The sequence below is a fragment of the Streptomyces sp. NPDC021212 genome (assembly GCF_044332925.1).
In the GTDB taxonomy this organism is placed as follows: Bacteria; Actinomycetota; Actinomycetes; order Streptomycetales; family Streptomycetaceae; genus Streptomyces.
Map to the genome: position 1 here is coordinate 888,562 of NZ_JBIRPZ010000001.1, position 23,650 is coordinate 912,211.

Annotated in this window: 20 protein-coding genes; 15 read left to right on the plus strand and 5 right to left on the minus strand. The window is 73.0% G+C overall.

The features are described 5' to 3' along the window. Positions 1-110: 110 nt before the first annotated feature. The 4 genes from ACH4SI_RS03570 (at position 111) to ACH4SI_RS03585 (ending at position 5,323) form a co-directional block, all read left to right on the plus strand. Complete coding sequence (locus tag ACH4SI_RS03570) at positions 111-1,472, plus strand: MFS transporter (protein ID WP_398292052.1); 1,362 nt, start codon at positions 111-113, stop codon at positions 1,470-1,472. A gap of 44 nt (positions 1,473-1,516) precedes the next feature. Further along, positions 1,517-2,182 carry an HAD-IA family hydrolase gene (locus ACH4SI_RS03575; protein ID WP_398292054.1) on the plus strand — a complete coding sequence of 222 codons (666 nt, stop codon included), beginning with the start codon at positions 1,517-1,519 and terminating at the stop codon, positions 2,180-2,182. A 39-nt stretch (positions 2,183-2,221) separates the two neighbouring features. Then, positions 2,222-3,604 carry an NAD(P)/FAD-dependent oxidoreductase gene (locus tag ACH4SI_RS03580; protein ID WP_398292056.1) on the plus strand — a complete coding sequence of 461 codons (1,383 nt, stop codon included), beginning with the start codon at positions 2,222-2,224 and terminating at the stop codon, positions 3,602-3,604. A gap of 132 nt (positions 3,605-3,736) precedes the next feature. After that, positions 3,737-5,323 (plus strand): PucR family transcriptional regulator, encoded by a 1,587-nt coding sequence (locus ACH4SI_RS03585; protein ID WP_398292058.1) that lies wholly within the window; start codon positions 3,737-3,739, stop codon positions 5,321-5,323. On the opposite strand, the gene ACH4SI_RS03590 is transcribed toward ACH4SI_RS03585, so the two are convergent. Then, entirely contained in the window at positions 5,320-6,285 is a 966-nt protein-coding gene (locus ACH4SI_RS03590) for a D-2-hydroxyacid dehydrogenase family protein (protein ID WP_398292060.1), read from the minus strand. The genes ACH4SI_RS03585 and ACH4SI_RS03590 overlap by 4 nt on opposite strands. 73 nt (positions 6,286-6,358) lie before the next feature. Here ACH4SI_RS03590 and ACH4SI_RS03595 point away from each other — a divergent pair, with 73 nt between their 5' ends. Next, on the plus strand, positions 6,359-7,378 hold the full coding sequence (locus ACH4SI_RS03595) for a ketopantoate reductase family protein (protein WP_398292062.1): 1,020 nt from the start codon (positions 6,359-6,361) through the stop codon (positions 7,376-7,378). Here ACH4SI_RS03595 and ACH4SI_RS03600 read toward each other — a convergent pair. Then, a complete protein-coding gene (locus tag ACH4SI_RS03600; RefSeq protein ID WP_398292064.1) occupies positions 7,341-8,186 on the minus strand; it encodes an alpha/beta fold hydrolase in 846 nt (281 codons plus the stop codon). The genes ACH4SI_RS03595 and ACH4SI_RS03600 overlap by 38 nt on opposite strands. A gap of 272 nt (positions 8,187-8,458) precedes the next feature. Here ACH4SI_RS03600 and ACH4SI_RS03605 point away from each other — a divergent pair, with 272 nt between their 5' ends. Next, positions 8,459-9,265, plus strand: coding sequence for a prephenate dehydrogenase (locus tag ACH4SI_RS03605; RefSeq protein WP_398292066.1), 807 nt, complete (start codon positions 8,459-8,461; stop codon positions 9,263-9,265). A gap of 124 nt (positions 9,266-9,389) precedes the next feature. Here the strand turns inward: ACH4SI_RS03605 and ACH4SI_RS03610 are convergent, their stop codons facing one another. Next, on the minus strand, positions 9,390-10,532 hold the full coding sequence (locus ACH4SI_RS03610; protein ID WP_398292068.1) for a galactosyldiacylglycerol synthase: 1,143 nt from the start codon (positions 10,530-10,532) through the stop codon (positions 9,390-9,392). 135 nt (positions 10,533-10,667) lie between these two features. Between ACH4SI_RS03610 and ACH4SI_RS03615 the strand changes: the two genes are divergently transcribed. From ACH4SI_RS03615 to ACH4SI_RS03640, 6 genes are all read left to right on the plus strand, one after another. Next, positions 10,668-11,501, plus strand: a complete 834-nt coding sequence (locus ACH4SI_RS03615; protein WP_398292070.1) for an SDR family NAD(P)-dependent oxidoreductase — start codon at positions 10,668-10,670, stop codon at positions 11,499-11,501. Between the two features lie 13 nt (positions 11,502-11,514). Further along, entirely contained in the window at positions 11,515-12,468 is a 954-nt protein-coding gene (locus ACH4SI_RS03620; RefSeq protein ID WP_398292072.1) for a DMT family transporter, read from the plus strand. Further along, on the plus strand, positions 12,465-13,214 hold the full coding sequence (locus ACH4SI_RS03625) for a polysaccharide deacetylase family protein (protein WP_398292074.1): 750 nt from the start codon (positions 12,465-12,467) through the stop codon (positions 13,212-13,214). Before ACH4SI_RS03620 ends, ACH4SI_RS03625 begins: the two co-directional genes overlap by 4 nt. 158 nt (positions 13,215-13,372) lie before the next feature. Continuing rightward, complete coding sequence (locus tag ACH4SI_RS03630; protein WP_398292076.1) at positions 13,373-15,979, plus strand: YfhO family protein; 2,607 nt, start codon at positions 13,373-13,375, stop codon at positions 15,977-15,979. 63 nt (positions 15,980-16,042) lie between these two features. Beyond that, positions 16,043-16,993, plus strand: coding sequence for a glycosyltransferase family 2 protein (locus ACH4SI_RS03635; RefSeq protein ID WP_398292079.1), 951 nt, complete (start codon positions 16,043-16,045; stop codon positions 16,991-16,993). After that, positions 16,990-17,376, plus strand: a complete 387-nt coding sequence (locus ACH4SI_RS03640) for a GtrA family protein (protein WP_398292082.1) — start codon at positions 16,990-16,992, stop codon at positions 17,374-17,376. Before ACH4SI_RS03635 ends, ACH4SI_RS03640 begins: the two co-directional genes overlap by 4 nt. Positions 17,377-17,406: 30 nt before the next feature. On the opposite strand, the gene ACH4SI_RS03645 is transcribed toward ACH4SI_RS03640, so the two are convergent. Beyond that, positions 17,407-18,357 carry an anti-sigma factor RsbA family regulatory protein gene (locus tag ACH4SI_RS03645; RefSeq protein ID WP_398292085.1) on the minus strand — a complete coding sequence of 317 codons (951 nt, stop codon included), beginning with the start codon at positions 18,355-18,357 and terminating at the stop codon, positions 17,407-17,409. 185 nt (positions 18,358-18,542) lie between these two features. Between ACH4SI_RS03645 and ACH4SI_RS03650 the strand changes: the two genes are divergently transcribed. From ACH4SI_RS03650 to ACH4SI_RS03660, 3 genes are all read left to right on the plus strand, one after another. After that, complete coding sequence (locus ACH4SI_RS03650) at positions 18,543-19,424, plus strand: alpha/beta fold hydrolase (RefSeq protein ID WP_398292087.1); 882 nt, start codon at positions 18,543-18,545, stop codon at positions 19,422-19,424. Between the two features lie 162 nt (positions 19,425-19,586). Next, a complete protein-coding gene (locus ACH4SI_RS03655; protein WP_398292089.1) occupies positions 19,587-19,919 on the plus strand; it encodes a hypothetical protein in 333 nt (110 codons plus the stop codon). A 49-nt stretch (positions 19,920-19,968) separates the two neighbouring features. Beyond that, entirely contained in the window at positions 19,969-20,805 is an 837-nt protein-coding gene (locus ACH4SI_RS03660; RefSeq protein ID WP_398292092.1) for an SAM-dependent methyltransferase, read from the plus strand. A 28-nt stretch (positions 20,806-20,833) separates the two neighbouring features. Here ACH4SI_RS03660 and ACH4SI_RS03665 read toward each other — a convergent pair whose 3' ends face one another. Further along, on the minus strand, positions 20,834-23,629 hold the full coding sequence (locus ACH4SI_RS03665; protein ID WP_398292094.1) for an AfsR/SARP family transcriptional regulator: 2,796 nt from the start codon (positions 23,627-23,629) through the stop codon (positions 20,834-20,836). Between the last annotated feature and the right edge of the window lie 21 nt (positions 23,630-23,650).

The following is a 23,650-nucleotide window of genomic DNA, read 5'->3' on the forward strand; positions in this document are numbered from 1 at the left end:
CCGCGACCCCCGCCGCGCCCCGCACGAATGCTTGACGCCCGATGCCACACCGCCGGTGTCGCATCGCCCAGCGCCTCAGCGCCTCCTCCTCGTCCCCAGGAGTCTCAAGCATGTCTTTGTCCAACGCGTCGCAAGACGCCACCGCAAGAGTCCACAGCCTCGACGACGCCCCCGTCACCGGCTTCCACCGCAGAATGGTCGCCGTCGCCATGGGAGGGCCGTTCTGCGACGGCTATCTGCTGGGCATCATGGGCGTCGCCCTCAGCCTGATCACTCCGGCGCTCAGCCTGAACACCATGTGGGAGGGGCTGATCGCCGCCTCCGTCCTGGTCGGCGTCTTCATCGGAGGCGCTGTCTTCGGACCGATCACCGACCGTGTCGGCCGCCATCTGATGTATGTGCTCAACCTGATCACCTTCGTGGTCTTCTCGGCCCTGCAGTTCTTCGTCACCGAGGCGTGGCAGCTGCTCGTGCTGAGGCTGCTGATCGGCATCGCGATCGGCGCCGACTACCCGATCGCGTCGGCCCTGACCACCGAGCTGGTGCCGCGCAAGATACGCGGCCCGGCCCTGTCCGGCCTGGTCCTCGCCTGGTGGGCCGGCTACGGCGTCAGCTTCTGGGCCGGCTGGCTGCTGATGGGCACCGGAGACGACGCCTGGCGCTGGATGCTGGCCTCCGGCGCGGTCCCCGCAGTGGTCTTCATCTTCTTCCGGGCCGGAGTTCCCGAGTCGCCCCGCTGGCTGGCCTCCCGCGGCCGGGTGGAGGAGGCCAAGGAGGTCGTACGCCGCCACCTCCGCCAGGAGGTCAGTACGGAGGAACTCCTCGCCGAGAGCGGATCGAAGCGCGGCGGCTCGGGCATGGGCAACATCGCGGAGATCTTCCGCCGCGGCTACGGGATCCCCGCCCTGTTCTGTTCGGTGTTCTGGATCTGCCAGGTGGCGCCCGCCTTCGCCGTACGGTCCTTCCAGCCGCAGATGCTGGAGTCGTTCGGGGTGGGCAGCACCTTCGGCGCCAGCGCGCTCATCACCACGATCGCGGTGGCGGGTACGGCGGTCGGGCTGCTCGTGGTCAACCGGGTCGGCCGGCGGCCCCTGCTCGTCGGCAGCTTCGCCTGCATCAACATCTGCCTCATCGCCCTGATCGTGCTGCCGCTGCACTACGCGTTCCTGGTGGTCGCCCTCTTCGCCGGGTTCCAGTTCTTCGAGGCCGCGGGCAGCGGGCTGCAGTTCGTGTATCCGAGCGAGCTGTTCCCCACCGACCTGCGCGCCACCGGCGTCGGCGTGGCCACCGCCATGAGCCGGGTCGGCTCCGCCTCCAGCACCTTCCTGCTGCCCATGCTCACCGCCGACTTCGGCGTCCGCGGCACCCTCGCCATGGGCGTGGGCATCACCATCATCGGCCTCGTGGCCTCCCTCGTCCTCGCCCCCGAAACCAAGGATCTGGGCCTGGCGGAAGCCAGCCGCCGCGCCTGACCGATTTACCCCCGACCCGCCCCTCCCGGACAAGGACCGCTTCCATGCGCAAGGTCGTCTCCTTCGACTGCTATCGCACCCTCATCAACTTCGACACCCGCACCGCCACCCACGAGATCGTCAAGGACCGTCTCGCCGAGCTCGGCGTCGACCCCGACCAGTTCCACCATGACGCGTACGTGATGCGCTTCCAGGGCGTCGTGGACCACTACCGCCCGTACCGGGAGACCGTCCGCCGCACCCTGCACAACGTCATGCTGCTGCACGGCCTGGAGTACCGCGACGAGGACGGCGAGGCCCTCATCGAGGCCATCAAGAAGTTCAAGCCGTTCCGCGAGGTCCCCGACGCGCTGCGCCGCCTCAAGGGCGAGTACGACATCGCCATCCTCTCCAACAGCGAGGACGACCTGATCTCCTACGCCGTCGACGAGCTGGGCGTGGAGTGGGACTACGTCCTCACGGCCGAGCAGGCGGGGGCGTTCAAGCCGCTGCCGCAGGCCTTCGAATACCTGATGAAGGCCACCGGCCGCGGCCCGGAGAACATCATCCACACCGCCCAGGGCTGGGAGTACGACATCATGCCGACCAAGCGGTACGAGGGCATGCGGCGGATCTGGGTCAACCGGTACGGCTTCCCCGGTTCGGCCGCCTTCCAGCCGTACGAGGAGATCAAGGACCTGTCCGAGCTGCCCGGTCTGCTCGGCGTCTGACCCGGTTCCCCGGCCACCCCCACACCGCGAGAGGACCCCATGTCCGCCACCACGGCACCGGTCAACGGGCGCGTCGCCCACTGGTTCGCCGAACTGCCCGCCCCCCGCCCGGCGCTGCCCGGCGACCGCGACGCCGACGTGTGCGTCGTGGGCGCCGGAATGACCGGACTGTGGACCGCCTACTACCTCAAACAGGCCGACCCGTCCCTGCGCATCACCGTCCTGGAAGCCGAGTTCGCGGGCTTCGGAGCCTCCGGACGCAACGGCGGCTGGGCCTCCGGACTGATCCCCGGCGCCCGCGACCGGCTGGCCCGCGCTTACGGCCGCGACGCCGTCCTCGACTGGCAGCGGGCCATGAACGAGGCCGTGGACGAGGTCATCGCCGTCGCCGCGCGCGAGGACATCGACGCCGACATCGTCAAGGGCGGCACCCTGCGCGTCGCCCGCACCCCCGCCCAGGCCACCCGCCTGCGGCACAAGGTCGAGCAGGACCACGAGTGGGGGGTACCGGAGTCCGTCCTGCTCACCCCCGCGGAGTCCGCCCGGCACATCGCCATCGACGGGGTGACGGCAGGGGCGTACACCCCCCACTGCGCCCGGCTGCAGCCCGCCGCCCTGGTCCGGGGGCTCGCCGAGACGGTGGAACGGCTCGGCGTCACGATCTACGAGAAGTCACCCGTCACCGCTATCGAGCCGGGCCGCGCCCGCACCGCACACGGCACGGTCCGCGCCCCCGTGGTGCTCCGCGCGACCGAGGGGTTCACCGCCTCCCTCAAGGGGCTGCGGCGGGCCTGGCTCCCGATGAACAGCTCGATGATCGTCACCGAGCCACTTCCCGAGGAGATCTGGAAGGAGATCGGCTGGGAGGGCCGGGAAACCCTCGGCGACACCGCACACGGCCACATGTACGCCCAGCGCACCCCGGACGACCGGATCGCGATCGGCGGGCGCGGCGTCCCGTACCGCTTCGGCTCCCGCACCGACGACTCGGGCCGGGTCAGCGACCGTACGATCGACCAGCTCACCCAGACCCTCCAGCGCATGCTGCCGCAGACCACCGGCGTCCGCGTCGACCACGCCTGGTGCGGGGTCCTCGCCGTCCCCCGCGACTGGTCGGCCACCGTCGGCCTCGACCCGGACACCGGTGTCGGCTGGGCCGGCGGCTACGTCGGCCACGGCGTCACCTCCACCAACCTGGCCGCCCGCACCCTGACCGACCTGGTCCTGAAGCGGGACACCCGGCTGACCCGGCTGCCCTGGACCGGACACCGCCCGGGCAGCTGGGAGCCGGAGCCGTTCCGCTGGCTCGGGGTGCGCGGACTGTACGTCGCCTACCGGCTCGCGGACCGGCACGAGGCGGGCGGGCGCACCCGTACGTCACCCATCGCCACCGTCGCCGACCTCATCGCCCGCCGGCCCTGAGACCCCGACGTCCCTGAGCACGTGGAATCCCTGAGATCCTGGAGTCCCGGCGCCCCCGCCTCCCCGGACGCCGCCGGGACTCCAGGGATCCGCCCGCCACGGCGGGCACAGCGCAGGGAGGGAGCGGGCCGGATGGCATTGCTCACCGTCGCCGACGTTCTGCGGCTGCCCGTGATCGCCGCGGGACTGCCCCGGGTGATGGCCGGCGAGGACCGGCTGAACCGCCCCGTCCGCTGGGTCCACGTCACCGAACTCCTGGACCCGGCGTCGTTCCTGGAGGGCGGCGAGCTGGTGCTCACCACCGGCATGCCCCAGCCCAACGACCCCACCCGGCTGCGCGGCTACGCCGACCAGCTCGCCGACGTCGGCGCGGCCGGGCTGGTCGTGGAGCTGGGCCGCCGCTACCAGCAGGTGCCCCCGGACCTGGTGGCCGCCTGCCGGGCCCGCGACCTCCCGCTGATCGTGCTCTCCCACGGCATCCGGTTCATCGAGGTCACCCAGACCGTCCACGCGCTGATCCTGGACGCACAGGGCGAACTGCTGCGCCGCTCCCACCAGGTCCACGAACTCTTCACCGACCTGACCCTGCGCGGCGCCCGGCCCGAAGAGCTGGTTCAGGTCGCCGCCGACCTGATGGGACGGTCGGTGGTGCTGGAGAACCTGGTGCACCACGCCACGATCGTCCGTACGGCGGGCCGCCCCGGCGGCCAGATACTGCAGGCGTGGCAGCGCCGCTCCCGCGCCACGCCCACCCCCGACCACGCGGCGCCCAGCGGGCCGGAGGGCTGGCTGGTGGCCCCCGTCGAACACGACGGGCAGCGCTGGGGCCGGCTGGTGGCGCTGCCCGACCAGACAGGGCCCGCCGCCGGGCCCGAGCACACCCTGATCCTCCGCCGTGCCGCCACCGCCCTCACCCTGGCCCGGATGACCGGACACACCCAGTGGGACCGGGAGGCCCGCGCGTCGGCCCTGCTGGAGCTGCGGCACGGAAAGACCCTCAGCCGCACCGAGTCCCGCATCCGGGTCGAGGCCCTCGGCCTGCCGACCGTCGGCCACCTCTTCATCGCCCTCGCTCTTCGCCACCGGCCCGATGCCGCCGACCGCGCCGACCTGGACAGCCGGGTCGGCGAGGACCTGCGCGGCGCCGGCCTCCACGCCCTGGTCGGCAGGCTCTCCCCGGACCGCACCGGCGTCCTGCTCACCCTGCCGCTCGCCGCCGCGTGGGAGCCCGTCGTGGAGCGCATCGGACGGGTCACCGAAGAGACACTCGGCGAGGAGGCCGTCCTCGCGGTCGGCCCCGGAGTGACCGCGCTCGACCAGGTGGCGCGGTCCTTCCGCCAGGCCGAGGAGGTCGCGGACGCCATCGGCCCCGGGATGCCACGACGGCCGTTCCACGTGTCCGCGGATCTCGGGCTGCCGGAGCTGCTGTACACACTGCGCGACGACGTCCGGGTCCAGAACTACGTGGAGCGGCAGCTCGGCCGGCTGATGCAGTACGACGAGCGGCACGGCGGCGACCTGCTGGCCATCCTGCGCCAGTACCTCGACGCCGCGGGCAACAAGTCGGTCGCCGCCAAACAGGCCGGACTGTCACGGCAAGCCTTCTACCAGCGCCTGCACACCATCGAGCGACTGGTCGGCGGCAGCCTGGAGTCCGGCGCCCAGCGCTCGCGGCTCCATGTCGCCGTCATGGCCCTGGACACCCTGAGCGAGCCCTAGGGAGCGGCGAGGACGCGGACCGGCTCCCCCGCGAGGTAGCCGCGGATGTCCTCGACCGCATCGCGGTAGTAGCCCTCGTAGTTGCGCCGGGTCACATAGCCCAGATGCGGGGTGCCGAGCATATTCGGCAGCGTACGGAACGGGTGCTCCGGACCCAGCGGCTCCTCGTCGAACACATCGACCCCCGCGCCCGCGATCCAGCCGCCCCGCAGGGCGTCCGCGAGGGCCGCCTGGTCCACGATGGCCGCGCGGGAGGTGTTCACCAGGTACGCCGTGGGGCGCATCCGCCGCAGCTCCGGCGCGCCGAGCAGCCCCCGGGTGCGGTCGCCGAGCACCAGATGCACCGAGACCACATCGCTGGTCTCCAGCAACTCATCCAGGGAGGAGACGAACCCGACGCCCTCCGCCGTAGCCCGCTCCGGGGTGAGGTTGTGGCTCCAGGCGGCCACGTCCATGCCGAACGCCTGGCCGATCCGCGCCACCTTGGTGCCGATCTTGCCCAGGCCCAGCAGGCCGAGCCGGCGGCCGTGCAGATCCATGCCGACCGTGCTCTGCCACGGCCCGCCGTCCCGCAGCGCCGTGCTCTCCCGCACGAGGTGGCGGGCCAGACCGAGGATCAGTGCCCAGGTCAGCTCGACGGGCGGCTCGGCGGAGCTGGCCGTGCCGCACACGGTGACCCCGTGCCGGGCGGCCGCCTCCAGATCGACGGAGGCGTTGCGCATCCCGGTGGTGATGAGCAGCCGGAGCCGGGGCAGCCGGGCGAACAGCTCCGCGGGGAACGGGGTGCGCTCCCGCATGATGACCACGATCTCGCAGTCCCCGATCGCCTCGACCAGCGCGTCCCGGTCGGTGAAGTGACGCCGGTGCGACACCACGTCCACCGCGTCCCGGACCCCCGACCAGTCGGCCGAGGACAGGGCCACGTCCTGGAAGTCGTCGAGCACGGCACAGCGCAGTTTCATCGTTCCACCTCGGGCTCTTCCAACAGGTCCGTGCAGGTACGTTGTTTCTACCACCCACGGGGAAAGGGTCCTGGTGCGATACATCATCATCGGAGCGGGCGCGGTCGGCGGCACGATCGGCGCCCGGCTCCATCTCGCCGGTCATGACGTCGTCCTGGTGGCGCGCGGCACCCACTACGAGGCGCTGCGCGACCGCGGACTGCGTTTCACGTCACCCGAGTCCACCCACGAGATCCCGGCGCCCGCCGTCACGGGGCCCGACGACGTCGAACTGGGCCCCGACGATGTGCTCGTCCTCGCCGTGAAGACCCAGGACAGCGCGGCCGCGCTGGACGCCTGGGCGCCGCGCCCGGTCACCGGCGGCGGCACCGCGGGGGAGCGGCTGCCGCTGCTCTGCGCCCAGAACGGAGTGGAGAACGAGCGGTTGGCGCTGCGGCACTTCCGCCGGGTCTACGGCGTCTGCGTCTGGATGCCCGCGACCCACCTGGAGCCGGGGCTGGTCGCCGCGCCGTGCGCCCCGTACACCGGGATCCTCAGCGTCGGCCGCTATCCGTCGGGGGAGGACGACACCATCCGGCGGGTGGCCGCGGACCTGGAGGAGTCCGTGTTCCTCGCGCCGGTCGTACCGGACGTGATGCGCTGGAAGTACGCCAAGCTCATCAACAACCTCGCCAACGCCGTCGAGGCGATCTGCGGGCCGCTCACCTCGGGCGAGGCCCAGGCCCTCGGCGACCGGGCGAAGGCGGAGGGCGTCGCGGTCCTCGACGCCGCGGGCATCGCCCACACCGACGCCGACGAACAGGCCGCACTCCGCTCGGGAAAGGTGGAGATACGGCCGGCCGACGGCGTGGAGCGCGGCGGCAGCTCCTCGTGGCAGAGCCTGACCCGGGGGACCGGCACGATCGAGGCGGACTATCTCAACGGGGAGATCGTGCTGCTCGGACGCGAACACGGCATCCCGGCACCGGTCAACGAGACGCTGGGACGGGTCGCGGGCATCTGCGCCCGGGAACGCCGCGCGCCGGGCAGCATGACCCCCGGAGCACTCACCGCCCTCATCGACGCGGCAGCGTCCTCCTCAACACCTCGGTGAACTCCGCCGGGTGTTCACTGAGCCCGGTGTGACCGCCGGGGAAGTCCACGACATCGGTACCCAGCCGCTCGGCGAGCGCCACCGCCGGGCGGTACAGCAGCAGCCCGTGCGAGTCCCGGCCCCCCGCCGGGACCAGCCGCTCCGATACGGCCGCCAGCGCCTCCAGGTCCGGGAGATGGCTGGTGAACGGGCACAGGATGTGCTCCAGGAAGTACGGGAAGTTGGCCATCATCCGGTCGATGGCCTCGGGCGGACGCGGCGGGGGCTGCACCGTGCCGTCCCGCTGCGTGGCCGTCCCCTCCGCCGGACCGGTGCCCGCGGACATCACTGCCACCGCCGCCCCGATCCCCTCGCGGCGGTACGCCTCGCGCACCTCGGCGAAGAAGGCCCGCTGCTTCTCGGCATCGGGCAAAAGTTCCACCAGGGGCGGCTCGTGTGCGATGGCCAGCCGCACCCGCTCCGGGTGACGCGCCAGCAGATCCACCGCGGCGATGGCGCCCGAGCTGCACCCGAACACGTACGCCGGTCCGCCGTCCGGCGCCACCGCGTCGAGCAGCAGAAACGCGTCCTCGCCGTGCACCTCCACCCGCTGGTCCGCGCGCGGGCCGTCGAGCGGGCTGCGGGACATGCCGCGCGGATCGTAGGACACCACGGTGTACCGGTCGGCGAGGGCCGGCGCCGCGTGGTCGTAGGAGGCGGCGTCACCGGCCCCGCCCGGGATCAGCAGCAGCACCGGGCCGCTGCCGCGCACCTCGTAATGCAGCGTGGCGCCGGGCACCTTCAGGGCGCCGGTCTTCGGTTCGGTCATGGTGGGACGGTATCCAGATGGCATGGGGCGCGCGCGGTGTTTTTCGCGCCTGATGCGTCGTCATCACGACGCGCGCCACCACTCCTGCGGATGACACGAGCGGTCTGACAAGGGGGTTCGTGCCACGTGACTTCACGGAAAGTTGGCTGCTCCGTAGCCTTCAAGGCGGTCCGAGTTGTTTTGCGTGGTGGCACACAGGGCACCGCACACACCTAACAGCAGGCATAATCGCAGCAACGATGGGCGCAGACGCCCAGAAAGGGGACGAAGTGATGGTGAACGCGCTGAGTGCCGACAACAGTGTGGGCTCGACGATCGAGGCACTGAAGGCGGAGCTTCCGGAACTGGAGAAGCAACAGGAGGCCCTCAAGGGTGATTTGGACGCCGTGACCCAGCGGCTGGAGGTGGTCAGCACCGCTCTGACCAGCCTTCAGGCCCTCTCGGGAGCCACCACGCTCCCGCAGGCCGCCAACGGCGACATCGCGGAGGCGAAGCCGGCGGCCACCGCCACGGACGCGGCCACCGGGACCGAGGCGATGCCGGCCGCCGACGCGGCCGCGGCGACCCGGACGCCCGCCGCCACGCGCAAGGCCGCCATCGGCCGGCAGCGCAGCAAGGCCAAGTCCACCGCCGGTGGCCGGGCCGCGAAGACCGCCACCAAGGCCGCGGCCAAGAAGACCGCCGCGAAGAAGCCCGCCAAGAAGGCGGCGGCCAAGGACACCGCCAAGCCCACCACCAAGGCCACCACCAAGGCGGCCAAGGCCACTGAGAAGAGCGCCCAGACGAGCGAGAAGGCCGCCACCAAGGCCACCGCCAAGGCGACCGCCAAGCCCGCCGAGAAGTCGGCCAAGGCTGCGGGCACCTCCTCCGAGCGCTCCACCGGGCTCTCCGAGTCGGTGCTCGGCGCCCTGAAGAAGGCGGGCCGTCCGATGCGCGCGTCCGAGGTCAACGAGGCGCTGGGGCGCGACGAGACGCGCACCAACGTGAACTCGGTGCGCAACACGCTGGAGCGACTGCGCACGACGGACCGGGCCAAGCGCTCGGGGCGTGGCCTGTACGAGGCCGCGGCCACCAGCTGACCGCCGCTCTCCCGCCGATGCGCCGCCACCTCAGCGGCAGCGGGGGCGGAAGTGGCGTTCGGGGAGGGTGGGCCCGGAGTCTCGGCGGCTGTGCACGTGCCGAAGCAGCGGTCCACCCACTCCCTCACGAGAAAGGTGTCATGACGCCGGGACCGCCGTCGGCCACCACCTCGGCCAGCCGGGCGGCGACGTCGGCGGGGTCGGTGGCGAACAGCCGTCGGCCCGCGGCGATACGGCGTGTCCGCAGGTCCGAGGGCGCGGTGAGCGCGTCGAGCAGGCGCAGCAGATCCCATGAGTCCGCCGCGTGGTCCGTCAGGCCGAGGGCGGCCATCCGGCGGACCCCCTCGCGCCCATGGCCCGGGATGGGGCGGTAGCCCACCACCGGGACTCCGGTGGCCAGTGCTTCCAGCGCGGTCTGTCCGGCCGCGTTGTCCACCAGCGCCCGCGTGGCGGCCAGCAGTCCGGGCAGGTCCGTTTCCCAGCCGAGGGCGGCCACTCGCGGCCACCGGGACAGCCGGTGCCGCAGCCGTTCGTCCCGGCCGCACAGCGCCACCGGCAGATAGCCCGCGGCGGACAGCAGCCGTGCGGTGGCCACCAGGCGCGTACCGGCGCCCCAGGCCCCGGCGGACAGGACCACCGGTGGTCTGCCGGGGGCGTGCGCTGCGAAGCGGCGCCGCCAGACCGCCGCCCCGGGCGCCGGGCCGAGGAAACGCTCGGCCACCAGCGGGCCCGTGGCCACCGCGGGTCTGCCGAGGGCCTGCCGCACCCGTTCGGCGGCCTCCTCCGTGACACACAGGTGCAGATCGTTGCCCTGGTGGAGCCACTGGCGGTGCACCGCGAAATCGGTGACCACCACCGCGCTCGGCACCGTCAGCGCCCCGCGGGCCCGCAACCGGCCGGTGAGCTGCGCGGCGAGGTGGAAGACGGGCACCACCGCGGCCGGCCGCAGCCGCCCGGCCAGCGCCAGCAGCCGGTCCTCGGCGAGCGCCGCCAGCGGGGCCGTGCCGGGCCGTGGACCGCTGCCGGGGCCGGGCCGGAAGAACGCCCGGTAGATGCCCGCGTAGACGACCGGGGCCCGGCGGACCGCCGTCCGGTAGAACGCGCGCAGCCCCGGGCCGACCCCGGCGGGCAGCAGCTCCAGCACATCCACCCGGTCCGCCCGGTGACCCGCGCGCTCCAGCCTGCGCACCAGCTCGCCGGCCACCGCGTCATGGCCGGCCCCCATGCTCGCGCTCACCACGAGAAAACGCTGCGACGGCAGGCGCATGGTCACCTCCGATGGTGCGAGGCGCGGCCGCTCATGGCTCACTGGAGGTATCCGCTCCGCGTGCCGTCAAACCGCGCGCTCGACGGCCGGTGGTGTGCCGACGCCACCGGTGCAGCAGCGAGACAGGAAGGTGCCATGGCCCGCCCTCTGCCGGACGCACAGCCGCACGCCGGCGCCGCGCGCGCCTCGGCCGGTCCCGCCGCCACCGGGGGCGCCCCCACCGACTGCGGCGTGGCGCTGGTGACCGGCGCGTCCTCGGGCATCGGCGCCGCCGTCGCGCAACGGTTCGCGGCGGGCGGCGGATGGCGGCTGCTGGTGAGCGGCCGCCACCGGGAACGTCTCGACCGGGTGGCCGCGCGCACCTCGGCCGTGGCCCTGCCTGCCGATCTGGCCACTCCCGAGGGCGGCCGTGGCCTGGTCGAGGATGCCTTCCGTACCGCCGGGCGGGTGGATCTGCTCGTCGCGGGGGCGGGCATCGGCTGGGCGGGTCCCTTCAGCGCGATGCCGCCCGGCGCGATCGACCGGGTGGTGGGCGTCGATCTGCTCGCCACCATGCGGCTGGTGCGGCTGGTCCTGCCGCACATGCTGGCCGAGGGGCGCGGCCACATCGTGCTCATCGGATCGGTCGCGGGCAGCGTCGGAGTGCGGGGCGAGGCGGTGTACTCCGCGGCCAAGGCGGCGCTCGGCGTCTTCGCCGACGCCCTGCGCGACGAGTTGCGCCGGGGTGGCGTACGCGTCACCCATGTGGTCCCCGGCGTGGTGGACACCCCGTTCTTCGCCCGCCGAGGCGTTCCGTACACCCGCCGGCTGCCGCGCCCGCTGCCGCCCGAGCGCGTCGCGGACGCCGTGTGGGACGCCGTCGCGCGGGGCCGGGACGAGGTCTACGTACCGGCCTGGCTGCGGCTGCCCGTGCTCGTGCGCGGCGCGGCCCCTTGGCTGTACCACCGGCTGGCCGCCCGCTTCGGGTGAGGCTGGGGGTGACATGGGCGCCCTGACCGTCCTCCTCGCGCTGCTGTCCGCCCTGGGCAACGGCGCCGCGTCCGTACTGCAGCGGCGTGCCGCGATGGACCAGGAGCGGGAGCTTCCCGGGGCCGGAGACGGGGCCGGGGGCGGGGCGGGACTGGCGCTGCGGCGTCTGCTGCGGCTGCTGCGGCGCCCGTACTGGCTGGCCGGGGGCGCGGCGATGGTGGTCTCGGCGGTGGCCCAGGTGGGGGCGCTGGCGGTCGGGCGGCTCTCCGTCGTCCAGCCGCTGCTGGTCAGCGAGCTGCTGTTCACCCTGGTGGTGGGGAGTCTGGTGTTCCACCGGCGGCCCGGCGGCCGGACCTGGCTGGCGTTCGTGATGCTCGCCGCCGGGCTCGCGCTCTTCCTCGTCGCGGCCGCTCCCTCGCACGGCCACGCCACGGCCCGGAACGGGCTCTGGCTGCCCGCCGGGGTGGTGCTGGCACTCGTCGTGGGGGCGCTGGTCCTGGTGGCGCGGGCGCTGCGGGGCGCGGCGCGGGCGGCGGCGCTCGGATGCGCGACCGCCGTCGGCTTCGCGTGCACGGCGGCCCTCATCAAGGAGTTCACCGGGCGCTTCGGCGGGGGAGTGGCCGCGGTGTTCACCGGCTGGCCGCTGTACGCGGTGTGCCTCGTCGGGCTGCTCAGCTTCCTGCTCCTCCAGAGCACCCTGCGCGCGGGCACCCTGGCCGCCTCCCAGCCCGCGCTGACCCTCGGGGACGCGCTGGTGAGCATCGCGCTGGGCTGGGTGCTGTTCGGCGAACGCGTCGAACTGGGCCTGCGTCTGCTGCCCGAGGCGGTCGGCATCGCCCTGATGGCGGCCGGGATCGTCGGCCTCACCCGGTCGCCCGCCATGGCCGAGGGCTGGGACGCGGACGCCACCGGCGCGGCGGTACGGCCGGCGGCACGACGCGTCCCGGGCGGCGGGAGCCCGCCATGACCGCCGGGCGGCGGACCGGTGTGCTGGCCCGGAACGCGGCGGTGCTGGCCGCGGCCGCGCACCTGGTCCCGGCCGGCACCTGGCTGCCGGGCCCCAGGCAGCTCCTCTTCCCCGCCCTGGCCGGGCGGGGCCGGTCCGACCACATCGCCCTCACCTTCGACGACGGACCCGACCCCCACTCCACCCCGCGCTTCCTGGACGCCCTGGACGAGCTGGCGGTGACCGCCACGTTCTTCGTCCTGGGCGAGAGCGTGCTGCGCTATCCCCGCACCACCCGCGAGATCGCGTTCCGCGGCCATGAACTCGCCGTCCACGGCTGGACCCACAGCCGCCCCTGGCTACCGCGGCCGGTGCGGGACGTCTCCGAGGTCAGAGGCGCGACCCGGGCGGTGCGGCTGGCCACAGGTGCCGAACCGCTGTGGTACCGGCCCCCGTACGGCGTGCTGACCGGCGGCCGCTGGCTCGCGGCCGTACGCGCCGGGCTGCGGCCCGTCCTCTGGTCGGCCTGGGGGCGCGACTGGTCCCCGAACGCCACCCCGGCCTCGGTGCTCGCCACCCTCCGCGGCGGACTCCAGGGCGGCGCCACGGTCCTGCTGCACGACTCCGACCGGGCGTCGTCCCCCGGCTGCTGGCGCGTCACCCTGGCCGCGCTGCCGCACCTGGTGACCGCGTGCCGCACCGCGGGACTCGAGGTGGGCCCGCTGGCCGACCACGGAGTGCCCCAACTCCCGGCAGCGCCCAAGTGAACTCCGGAAATACGAAGCATTAATTCCGAAGGCCATGCCCAGTAAATTCATGCTTTTCCATAGGTCGACACAACCTCTCGTGTATTTAGCCCGTCAAACCGATCGCAGCGCCGCACACACCGACCACGCCCGCCCAATTTCCCGGACAAGTAAATGACATGACGCAGAAACTCGATATCGGCACGGCCCTCCGGGAGCCATTCGCACCACCTCGGCCCCTTGTCGGTCCGCGGCCCCCGCGCGTCCGTACCCGGGCCGCCGCCCTCGCGTCCCTCCTCACCCTGGCGGCGCTCTGCCTCGGCGACGCCGTCGCGGGCGGCTATCCGTTCGGGCCCCGCACCCGGGCCGTCAACGACCTGGGGAATCAGTTCGTCCCGTTCCACGCCCGGCTGCGCGACCTGCTGTACGGCCACGGCGACGGCGGGCCGTTCCTCAACTGGCACTCCGGCTTCGGCGCCTCCTTCCTGCCCGACCTCGGCACCTACGTCAGCAGCCCGTTCGCGCTGATCGTCGCCGTGTTCCCGCGCGACGGGATCGACCTGGCGGTGTACGTCATCACCCTGCTGAAGACGGCCACGGCGGGCGCGGTCATGGCCGTGCTGCTGCCGCGGCTCCAGCCGGGCCGCTGGTGGGCCGCGGGGGCGCTGGGCGCCTCGTACGCGCTGTGCGGCTGGTCCGTGGCGGAGGGCTCGTACAACCCCATGTGGCTGGACGGCCTCATCGCGCTGCCCCTGCTGTGCCTGATCGGGGAACAGGTCCTGGCCGGGCGGCGGTTCGTCACGGCCACGCTGGTGGTCGCCGTCGTCTGGATCGCCAACTTCTACACCGCGTACATGGCCACCCTCGGCGCCGCGCTGATCCTGCTCACCCGGGCCCTGATCAGCCGCATACCGCTGGGGATCCGCCCCCTGGCCCGGCTGACGGCGGCCTGCGGGCTCGGCGTCGGGCTCGCCGCGCCGCTGGTCTCCGTCGTCTACTTCGGCACCCGGCACGCCTACCCGGGCCACGAGGTGGAGTTCACGCCCAAGCCCTGGACGGACGTCCTCGCCCGGATGCTGCCCGGCACGTACGACTTCAGCAGCCCGGCCGGTTACGTCGACACCGTGGCGCTGCTGCTCGCCCTGACCCTGCCGTTCAACCCGGCCGTGCCCCGTAGGCTGCGCGCGGGCTGGGCCCTGCTGGTCGCGGCGATGGTCCTGTCCATGCGCTGGGCGCCCACCCAACTGGCCTGGCACGCCTTCGCCGTGCCCAACGGCAGCCAGTACCGGCAGGGTTTCGTGCTGTGCGGGCTGCTGGTGATCGCCGCCTGGCTCTCCTGCGCCGACGGCGTGCCGACCCTGCGGGCCGTGCTGCCCGCGGGCGGGCTGCTGGCGCTGATCGCGGTGGCGGCGCGCTCCGGCGCGCAGATCCACTGGTGGACGTATCCGCTGCTGCTCGCCGGGGTCGCCGCCGTGGCGGCCGCGCTGGTGCTGCACCGTCTCGCCGTCCGGCTCGGCCGGCCGCTGCCGGCCGTGCTCGCCGTCGTCGTGCTTATCGGCGCCCAAGTGGGCCAGTCCGCCGCCACCATGGCCGTCACCGACCGGCTCCGGCTGCGCCACTTCGACGACTACGCGCCGTGGGGCGAGCGCCAGGAGCGGCAGCGGAAGGTGATCGCCGAGGCGGACGGCTGGCCCCGCTACCGCACCGATCCGGGCCGCGAGCAGACCGTCGACAACGACCCGCTGATGGTCGGCGGCCAGGGCGCGGGGTACTACAGCAGCCTCACCTCCGATGTGCTCAGCCGCACCCTCACCGCCCTCGGCGGCGGCACCACCTCACGCGGCCGCGCGGTGCAGAGCCTGGACAACCCGGTCACCGACGCGATCTTCTCGGTCGGTGCCCGGGTGCGCTCCTCGGCCGACCCGCACCAGGACCGGTACGCGGCCGAGCACCCCACGGTCGCCGTCGACCGGCAGCAGGCCCCGCCCCTGGTCACCGTGCGCCCCGGCGCCGGGCCCGCGCCCCGGTACGGCGCCTCGCCCTTCCGCAACCAGGAACTCCTGCTCGGCGCCCGGGTGTACACGCTGCCGCGCGGCCTCGCGGTGCGCGGTGCGGAGGGCCGTCCCGCCGAGCGCAGCCCCGCCCGCGGCTACCGGCTGCCCGCTTCCCCTGACGCGGCCCGGCTCACCGCCACCTGCCCGGGCGGCAGCGAGGTGTTCCTGTGGGCCCCGCACTACTGGGGCAACGCCCTCATGCGCGGGCCCGAGCGGCCTCCGTCCGGGTTCCGCGGCGACTGGCCGGTCACCAAGCTCGCGGCCATGCAGCCGCTGGGCACGGCGCCGCGCTCCGGCCGGGTGGAGGTGTCGCTGACCGCCCGCAAGGACGGGGTGATCCCGCGCGACGCCCTCGGCTGCCTGGACACCGCACGGCTGCGCGCCGCCGTCGACCGGCTGACGGCCCGCGGCGCCACCGCCGTACGGGTCTCCGGCAGCTCCCTGAGCGCCGAACTCCCGCCCGGCTCCCGGGGCCTGGCCGTGATCGCCGCCCCGCGCATCGCGGGCTGGCGGTGTGCGGCGGGCGACGGCCGCGACCGGCCCGCCGCCACGTACCTCGGCCTCATCGCGGTGCCCCTCGACCGCGGCGCCACCTCGGTCAGCTGCACCTTCCGCCCGCCCGGCCTGCGTATCGGAGGTGCCGTGGGAGCCGCCGCACTGCTGGCACTCACCGCGTTCGCCACGCTCCGGGCGCTGCGCGCCCGCCGGGAGGGCCGCCATGTCCACCCCTGACGCACGCACCTTCACCGACACCAGCACCTTACCGACGCACGCACCTTCACCCCGGGGGAATTCATGCTGATTTCCATCGTCGTTCCCTGCTACAACGAAGAAGCCGTCATCGCTCGCTTTCATGACCACGTCGTAAAAGAGGCGGCGTTACTGGGTCATGAATGCGAATTCGTCTATGTGGACGACGGCAGCGCCGACCGTACCCTTTACCTCCTGAAAGAGCTGGCCACCACCGACCCCCGGGTCCGCTACGTCTCGTTCAGCCGCAACTTCGGCAAGGAAGCGGCCATGCTCGCCGGAATGCGCTACGCCTCGGGGGACGCCGTCGTCATCATGGACGCGGATCTCCAGCATCCGCCGGAACTCATCGGCCGCATGGTGGAACTCCACGCCCAGGGGCATGACCAGGTGATCGCCAAGCGCACCCGGGACGGCGACCGGGTCACCCGCGTCCTCACCGCACGCGCCTACTACCGCCTCATCAACCGCCTGGTCGACGTGGAACTCGTGGACGGTGTGGGCGACTTCCGGCTGCTGTCCCGGCGCGCGGTGGACGCCGTGCTGAGCCTCGCCGAGTACAACCGCTTCTCCAAGGGGCTCTTCGCCTGGGTGGGCTTCCCGAGCGTCACCTTCGAGTACGAGAACGCCGTACGCGAGGAGGGCCGCAGCAAGTGGACCTTCGGCAAGCTCCTCAACTACGGGGCCGACGGCCTGATCTCCTTCAACAACAAGCCGCTGCGGGCCGCCGTCTACCTCGGGCTGCTGCTGCTCGCGGTGGCCTCGCTGTACGCCGCCTGGATCGTGGGGACCGCGGCCGTCAACGGGGTCGACACCCCCGGCTATGTCACCCTCATCGTGATCATCACGGCGCTGGCCGGGGTGCAGATGGTGATGGTCGGCGTCATCGGCGAGTACATCGGCCGCATCTACTACGAGGTAAAACGGCGCCCGCACTTCCTGGTGCAGTCCACCAACGCGGTCCCGGCGGACCGGGTGGAGGAACTGGTCCGGTGAGGCGCGGCCCCCTCGTCGGGCAGCTGGTCCGCTTCGGCCTGGTGGGCGTGGCCAACACCGGTACGTACTACGTCCTGTATCTGTGCCTGCTGAGCCTGCTGCCCTATCTGGCCGCCCACATCGCCGCGTTCGCCCTGAGCACGCTCGGCTCGTTCTTCCTGTCCTGCCGGTTCACCTACCGGGTCCGGCCGACGTGGCGCGCCTTCTTCCTCTTCCCGCTGTCCACGGCCGCCAACTTCGCGGTCACGACGGGAGGGATGTACGTCCTCGTCGGCCTCGCGCACCTCGGGGACCGCACGGCCCCGCTGATCGCCGCCGCGGCGGCCGTACCGGTCACCTTCGCCGTCTCGCGGAGGATCATGCTGAGGCCGCGCACTCCGTAGGACGGCCCGTTGGCGACGAGGCCGTGCGGGTCACAGCCCGACGCGCAGCCGGATCAGGGTGCCGTCCGCGTCCGCCTGCATCTGGACGACGTCGCACAGCATGCGGACGCCCCACAGCCCGAACCCGGTGTCCGCCCCCTCCGGCGGGGTGAAACCCCACAGGGCGTCCGGGTACCAGTGGCCCGGTCCGGCGATCTCGCAGACCAGATCGCCGTCCTCGGTCCACACCCGCAGCTCCGCCGGGGCGCTGCCGTGGCGGAGGGCGGTGCTCGCCACCTCGGCGACGGCGGCGACCATGTTGCGGAAGGCCTCCTGGCCCATGCCGTGCCGGCCGGCCCGCTCGGCGAGGAAGACGCGCACGGCGTCGAGGTCGGCCGTGTCGGCCGGCAGCCGCTCGGCCGTCGCCGGAGCGGGCGTCAGCGTCCGGCGGTCGCAGGTGGCGCTGAACGGGCCGGGGGCGGTGTACTCCAGGCTCTGCTCCGGCCCCTGGCCGTCGATGATCTCGGGGTGGGTCCGGCGCGCGTACGTCAGGATCTCGGGGTGCAGCGCACGGCGGTCGTAACAGCAGATGGCGCGGGCACCGGAGTGGGCGAACGCCGCGTTCACGATGGACTCGTAGCGCGCCCACTCCACGACCTCCAGCGGAGTGCGGCCCTGCCACACCGGTTCGGCTATCACCCGCACCCGGCGCGGCGACTCGGCCTTCACGAACGAGTCGTACGCGGCGATGGTCTTCACCGGGTGCTGGTACCAGCTGAGCGCGTCCTCGAACTGCACCGCGGGGGCGTCCTGGCCGAGGGCGTCCCGCAGCGCCGCGATGTTCGACTTGGCCGCCACCACGGCCACCGCGTCGTCCGCCTCCAGGCCCTCGCGCAGGAAGGGGACGCAGACGTCGACCACTTCCCCCTCGTCGCGGTAGAGGAAGCCGCGGTGCTCCATGGCCTCATGGTGGTCCGCTACGGAGCTGCTCGGGCTGGTCATGGGGGCCTCCCTCGGCCGGGCAGGGCGTCACGCGGGTGCCCGTCACCGGTCATGTGGATCCGGGCGGTACAGCGCGCAGTCTGCCACTCCTCGCGGCCACCGCGCAGCCGGATCATCGGGCGGTGGGAAAATCCCCCGAAGCCACGCGTGGACGTGTTCCTGACGGTGAATTAGCATCGCTGAGCGTGACACAGGTCAAGAGCATCACCGCAAATGGACTCGAGTTCGGCTATCTCGAAGCGGGCCCGGCGGACGCCCCGCTGGCGCTCTGCCTGCATGGCTTCCCGGACACCGCACACTCCTGGCGCCACCTGCTCCCCGCCCTCGCGGACGCGGGCTACCACGCCGTCGCCCCCTTCATGCGGGGATACGCACCCACCGGAATCCCCGCCGACGGCGCCTACCAGGCCGGCGCCATCGCCTCCGACGCCAACGCCCTGCACGAGGCCTTCGGCGCCGGCGGTGACGCGGTGCTCATCGGCCACGACTGGGGCGCCATCGCCGCCTACGGCGCCACCGCCCGCGCCCCCGAGCGCTGGCGGCGGGCCGTGACGATGTCCGTGCCCCCGCTGGGCGGCGTGCTGGCCGACTTCTTCAATTTCGACTACGGCCAGTTCAAGCGCTCCTTCTACATCTTCCTGTTCCAGACCCCGCTGGCCGAAGCGGGCGCCGCGGCCCACGACATGGCGCTCATCGACGGTCTGTGGCGCGACTGGTCGCCCGGCTACCACGACTCCGCGCAGGACATCGCGTACGTCAAGGAGAGCCTGAAGGACCCGGCCCACCTCGCCGCCGCGATCGGCTACTACAAGGCCCTGTTCGACCCGACCCGCCACGTTCCGGCGTACGCGGCGGAGCAGGAGGCGATCACCGCGACCGGCGAGCGGCCGATCCTCTTCCTGCACGGCACCGACGACGGCTGCATCGGCGCCGACGTGGTCCACAGCGCCAAGGACCACCTCCCGGCGGGGTCCCGGGCCGAACTGGTCGACGGCGCCGGCCACTTCCTGCACCTGGAACAGCCCGAGCGGATCAACCGCGAGGTGCTGGCCTGGCTCGCCGAGTAGCCGGCCTCCGTAACGCCCGCACGCCCCTGACCACCCCGCACGCCCCGGCAGGTATAGCGCCGTCGCATACCGCTTTACCGCCGCTATACCGCCGGTAACCCGCCCTCCCCGATACTGGACGCATCGCCAAGCCCCGCCGGTAGATGCGTCTGGAGAGGGCCCGTGAACGTCGACCAGCAGCAGCAACCGCAACCCCAACAGCACACCGGCGAACCCCTCTACGCCTGGAGCACCTATCAGGTCTCCGGCGGGGTGGAGGGGTCCGGTCCGAGCGGTACCTGTCGTGCGGAGCGGACCGCGCGCGCCTGCCTCGAAGCGGCGCTCCACGCCGCGGTGATCCACTCCCACGCGTATTCCTGGGGGCAGCTCAGCCGGGTGTCCGCGGACGTCGATCTGCCGTTCCACCTCTGGTCACGGGCCCCGGTCGCCTGGGCGGAACCGGGACCCAGTGACACGGTCACCTGGCGTCCCGGCCCGGCACCGCGTCCGCGGTGACGGTCCGGCAGCGGTAGGCGACGCAGGTTCAAGGGCAGGGGTATCTCGGATGAACAGCAGCGGGACCGGCATCGGGCTCACCACGGTGGACTGGCAGTCGGTCGACCACGGCCGCCATCCCGGCCATCAGGCGAACCCGGCGCGGGTCTACAACTATCTCGTCGGCGGCAAGGACAACTACCTGGCCGACTACGAGCAGGCCCAGCGGTTCCTGTCCATCGCGCCGGAGATCCGTGACACCGCCCTGGCCAACCGCCGGTTCCTGCAGCGGGCGATGGCCGAGCTGGCGGACGAGGGCATCAGCCAGTTCCTGGACATCGGCTCGGGGCTGCCCACGACCCCGAACGTGCACGAGATCGCGCAGGCGGTGAACCCCCGGGCCCGCGTGGTCTACGTCGACAACGACCCCATCGTGGCCAGTCACGGACAGGCCCGGCTGGCGGTCCCCGGCACCACGATGATCAGCGGCGATCTGCGCGAGCCCGACAAGATCCTGGCCCATGACGAGGTGGGCCGGCTGCTCGACCCCGGGCAGCCGGTGGGGATCGTGCTCACCTTCATCCTCGACTACCTCGACGACAAGGACGATCCGTACGGCGTCGTCACCCGGCTCATGGAGTGGGCGGCCCCCGGCAGCTGTCTGATCGTGTCCCATGTGACCGGCGACTTCACCGACGATTCGCCCGACGACCGGGACTGGGCTCCGCTCAGCCTCAGCCCGGTGACCTCCGGCCCGCGCGACTACGCCGGAATCATGCGCTTCTTCCGCGGCCTGGACGTGCTCGAACCGGGCTTGGTGCAGCTGGCCTGCTGGCGCCCGGGCATCGGCGCCAAGCATGACCCGAGCCGCGTGTGGGCGTATGGCGGGGTGGCGCGCAAGCCGTAACCACACAGGGCCGGGCACCGGCTCCGTCTCAGTGCGGGCCGGGGCCGATCTGGAGTGTCATACAGGCGGGGAAGAGTCCGCTCCAGGTGTGCCCGCGCCAGCTCTCGTACGTACCCGGCCGCTGCCACACCGGCAGCGCCTCGTCCAGGTGCGCCCGGCCCTCGGGGAATTTCCCCTGCTCCATGTACGTGATGCCGATCTCGTACATCGCGAAGCCCTGATGATGGACGTCGCCGGTCCGCCGGGCGTGCTCCAGGCTCTCCTTGAAGCAGGTCACGGCGTCCTCGGCGCGGCCCAGACCGCGGTGGGCGCGGCCCAGGTTGCCCAGGCCGACCACCTCGGCGGCCAGGTCCCCGGTGTCCCGGGCCAGGGCGAGCTGACGCCGCTGCACCTCGATGGCCTCCTCGAACAGGCCCAGTTCGGACAGCGCGTCCGCCAGGTTGCACAGCGACCGCTGCTCGCCCCGCTGATGGCCGATGGCGCGCCAGATCTCCAGCGCCGACTCCAGGGTGGCCCGCATCTCCTCGTAGCTGTGCTGGAGCCAGTGCGCACCCGCGAGATGATCCAGCGCCCACGCCTGGCTCTCCAGGTCGCCCAGCCGCCGGGCGGCCCCGATGGCCAGCTCGTTGACCGTCTGCAGATCCTGGGCGTGCGCCCGCGGATAGAGGAACCACTGGAGGGCCTGGGCCAGCCGGATCCCGAGCCGGGCGAGCGCGTCGGACTGGGTGACGGCGTGGGCGACGGCGGCCAGCAGGTTGCCCGCCTCGGCCTTCAGCCACGCCGCCGCCTCGGTACGGTCCCGCAGCGGGATCACGGTGCCCTCGACCGGATGGCGGGGCCAGGGCCGGTGCGGGTCGAGCAGGGTGACCGCCCGCTGGGCGGTGGCCACGTAGGCCGACATCATCCGTTCCAGCGCGGCGCCGGTTTCGGCTTCGGACTCCTCCTGCTCGGCCCGCTCCGAGGCGAACAGCCGGAGCAGATCGTGCATGTGGTACCGGACGGAGTCCGGGCTCTCCAGCAGCTGCGCGTCGACCAGCCGCTCCAGCGCGTTCTCCGTGCGGTCGGCCGGATGGTCCAGCAGCACGGACGCCACCGGCAGGCTCACGTCCTGCCCGGGCGCCGCGCTGAGCAGCCGGAAGGCGCGTACCGCGTCCGCGTCGTCGGAGCGCCCGCCGAGCCGGAAGGCGTCGTAGCTCACCTCGAAGCTGGTCCGCACGGCCAGGTTGCCGAAGCGCAGCTCGTCCAGCCGGCCGCGGGCGTCGGTCAGCTTGGACACCAGGGTGCGCAGCGGCCACGCCGGGCGGGCGGCCAGCCGGGCGCCCGCGATCCGCAGCGCCAGCGGCAGCCGGCCGCACAGCCGGGTGATCTCCTCGGCCTCCGCGCGCTCGGCCCGTACCCGCTCCACCCCGACGATCCGCTCCAGCAGCGCCACGGCCTGGTCGTGGGGGAGGACGCCCAGATGCAGATGGGTGGCGCCCTCCAGGGTGGTCAGCATCTCGCGGCTGGTGACCAGCGCGGCGCAGTCGGGCCCGGCGGGCAGCAGCGGACGGACCTGGTCCACGGAGGCGGCGTTGTCCAGGATGACCAGCAGCCGCCGCCCCGCCACCAGCGAGCGGAACTGGGCCGACGCCTCGTCGGTGGCGCCCGGCACGCTCGATCCGTCCACGCCCAGGGCGCGCAGGAACCGCCCGAGCACTTCGGCGGGTTCGAGGGGCGAGAGCCCGGCGGTGGTGCCGTGCAGATCGACGTAGAGCTGGCCGTCCGGGAACCGCTCGGCGAGCTGATGCGCGGCGTGGATGGCCAGCGTGGACTTGCCCACGCCGCCGGTGCCGTCGATGGCCGCGATCACCACGGGGCGCCCCGGTCCGTCGCCGTCGCCCGAGTCGCTTCCCTCGTTCTGGTCGCTTTGTTCCAGGAGTGCCTGGATCACCGCCACTTCACCGTGGCGCCCGGTGAACGCCTGGCTGGCGGGCGGCAGCTGGCGCGGGCCCCGGGCGGCCGGGCGTGCGGCCGGAGCGGCGGGCCGCTCCCCCTTGCGGGGCGCCGGCGGCGCCAGCAGGGAGGCGTCGGCGGTGAGGATCCGCTGCTGGAGCCGCTGCAGCGGAGGGATCGGCTCGACCCCCAGGTCCTCGGCCAGCAGCCGGTGCAGAGCGCGGTAGGCGGCCAGGGCGTCGGCCTGCCGGCCGGAGCGGTAGAGGGCCAGCATCAGCCGGCCGCGCAGCCCCTCGCGGTACGGATGCTCGGCGGTCAGCGCCTCCAGCTCGCCCAGGACGTCGGCGTGCCGGCCGCACCGCAGATCGGCGTCGATACGGGCATCCACGGCCTGCAGCCGGAGTTCGCCGAGCCGGGTGGTCTCCGTCTCCACTGACGGGGTAGGGGGCACGTCCGCGAACGGCGTGCCCCGCCACAACACCAGCGCCTCGCGCAGCCGCTCGGCGGCGTCCTCGGGGGAGTCGGCGTCCCGGTCGAGACCGCGCCGCCCCTCCTCGACCAGCTGCTCGAACCGGTGGGCGTCGAAGTCGGCCGCCTCCACCACCAGCCGGTAGCCGTGCGCCCTGTAGCCCTGCTTGTCGGTGATCAGGGCCCCGCCGGACGCGTCACCCAGGCTCTGCCGGAGACGGGAGACATACGTCTGCAGCAACTTGGCCGCGCTCTGCGGAGCCTGGCCCTCGCCCCACAGTTCGTCCAGGAGCCGTTCGGCCGGGACGGTCCGGTTGGCGTGGCACAGCAGCACCGCGAGCAGCATCCGCCACTTCGCCGGGCCGAGGGACGTCCATTGGTCACCGTCCCGCAGCTCGAGCGCACCAAGGACCCGGTATCGCACCCGTTACCTCCGAGGCCCCTG

What these genes read in the sequence shown, in the direction of transcription:
- ACH4SI_RS03570 (WP_398292052.1), top strand. Translation starts at nt 111, where the DNA reads ATGTCTTTGTCCAACGCGTCGCAAGACGCCACCGCAAGAGTCCACAGC.
- ACH4SI_RS03575 (WP_398292054.1), top strand. Translation starts at nt 1,517, where the DNA reads ATGCGCAAGGTCGTCTCCTTCGACTGCTATCGCACCCTCATCAACTTC.
- ACH4SI_RS03580 (WP_398292056.1), top strand. Translation starts at nt 2,222, where the DNA reads ATGTCCGCCACCACGGCACCGGTCAACGGGCGCGTCGCCCACTGGTTC.
- ACH4SI_RS03585 (WP_398292058.1), top strand. Translation starts at nt 3,737, where the DNA reads ATGGCATTGCTCACCGTCGCCGACGTTCTGCGGCTGCCCGTGATCGCC.
- ACH4SI_RS03590 (WP_398292060.1), bottom strand. Translation starts at nt 6,285, where the DNA reads ATGAAACTGCGCTGTGCCGTGCTCGACGACTTCCAGGACGTGGCCCTG.
- ACH4SI_RS03600 (WP_398292064.1), bottom strand. Translation starts at nt 8,186, where the DNA reads ATGACCGAACCGAAGACCGGCGCCCTGAAGGTGCCCGGCGCCACGCTG.
- ACH4SI_RS03605 (WP_398292066.1), top strand. Translation starts at nt 8,459, where the DNA reads ATGGTGAACGCGCTGAGTGCCGACAACAGTGTGGGCTCGACGATCGAG.
- ACH4SI_RS03610 (WP_398292068.1), bottom strand. Translation starts at nt 10,532, where the DNA reads ATGCGCCTGCCGTCGCAGCGTTTTCTCGTGGTGAGCGCGAGCATGGGG.
- ACH4SI_RS03615 (WP_398292070.1), top strand. Translation starts at nt 10,668, where the DNA reads ATGGCCCGCCCTCTGCCGGACGCACAGCCGCACGCCGGCGCCGCGCGC.
- ACH4SI_RS03620 (WP_398292072.1), top strand. Translation starts at nt 11,515, where the DNA reads ATGGGCGCCCTGACCGTCCTCCTCGCGCTGCTGTCCGCCCTGGGCAAC.
- ACH4SI_RS03625 (WP_398292074.1), top strand. Translation starts at nt 12,465, where the DNA reads ATGACCGCCGGGCGGCGGACCGGTGTGCTGGCCCGGAACGCGGCGGTG.
- ACH4SI_RS03630 (WP_398292076.1), top strand. Translation starts at nt 13,373, where the DNA reads ATGACGCAGAAACTCGATATCGGCACGGCCCTCCGGGAGCCATTCGCA.
- ACH4SI_RS03635 (WP_398292079.1), top strand. Translation starts at nt 16,043, where the DNA reads ATGCTGATTTCCATCGTCGTTCCCTGCTACAACGAAGAAGCCGTCATC.
- ACH4SI_RS03645 (WP_398292085.1), bottom strand. Translation starts at nt 18,357, where the DNA reads ATGACCAGCCCGAGCAGCTCCGTAGCGGACCACCATGAGGCCATGGAG.
- ACH4SI_RS03660 (WP_398292092.1), top strand. Translation starts at nt 19,969, where the DNA reads ATGAACAGCAGCGGGACCGGCATCGGGCTCACCACGGTGGACTGGCAG.